Genomic DNA, 1036 nt, shown 5'->3' with positions numbered 1-1036 from the left:
CCACCCCCAGGATGAGCGCGAGGCCCGCCGCCATCAGGGCGTAGGTCGATCCCGTGAAAATTCCGTCCAGAAGGACCTGCGCGAAGGGATGCATCGAACCCTCCGTGGGAGGCCCGCGCGGGACGCGGGCCGCTCGCCGGGGATCTACCTCTTCTCGGGAACGGGGAACACGATCCGCGCCCCGCCTTGCTCCCACAGGATCACATTTCCGTGCAGCTCCGGGGTCCCCCAGGCCGCCTGGTGGGAGGCGTCGAACCGGTAGGTTCCCGCGACCCCCGGGAATGCCCCGGCCTCCAGGGCCTTGACGACGGCGTCCGAATCCGTCCTTCCCGCGGCCCGCACCGCCTGGAACAGGAGCGTGGCGGCGTCGAACGGGAGGGTGTCGCTGTACCCGACCGGGGCGTAGCCGTACCTCCGCTCGAACGTCTCCGCGTACCGCGTGGCGGCTTCGGACGCCCCCTTCCAGGCGGCGGCCTGCACGTAGAGGGGGGCGGAGAGAGGGAGGGTGGAGGCGATCCGGGCGTCGCCGAGCGCGCCCCCGACGGAGAGGATCGGGAAGGTCCCCCCCCCTTCCCGGACCCGCTTCACGAATTCCGCGGAGTTGCCCCCCGGATCGCCGAGCACGAGGATCTGCGGGGCCTCGGACACGGCGGCGACGGCGACGGATTCGAACGCGGGGTTCCGGGAGCTGTAGAACGCCTCGTAGACGGGGGCTGCCTTGCGCCGGGCGAGCGCTTCCTTGAGTTCCCGGGCGAGCTCCCGGTTCCAGCGGATCCCCGCTCCCACGAAGGCATACCGGGTAAACCCCTGCCGCCCGATGAAACCGGCCATCATTTCCGCCCACTGCGGGATCGAATACCCGACGCGGAATACATACCGGTACCGGTCGTACTCACGCCGGACGAGATCGGTGATCTCGGCGGTGGCGGCCACGGGGACCATGACCACCGTTCTGCCCGCCGCGGCCACCTCGATCACGCCGACCGTCTCCTCCGAGAGGTAGGCGCCGACGAGGGCGAACGCCTTCTCCCGGGAG

General features: G+C 70.7%; 1 protein-coding gene. It reads right to left on the bottom strand.

All coding sequences use genetic code 11. The annotated features are described in order from the left end of the window. Positions 1-144: 144 nt before the first annotated feature. On the bottom strand, positions 145-1036 hold an 892-nt coding region (locus VJ307_01960; GenBank protein ID HJX72891.1), incomplete at its 5' end, for an ABC transporter substrate-binding protein.

This window comes from Candidatus Deferrimicrobiaceae bacterium (genome assembly GCA_035256765.1).
In the GTDB taxonomy this organism is placed as follows: domain Bacteria; phylum Desulfobacterota; class Deferrimicrobia; order Deferrimicrobiales; family Deferrimicrobiaceae; genus CSP1-8.
Note: the sequence above shows the minus strand (reverse complement) of the source record. Positions and strands in the feature narration are given on the sequence as shown.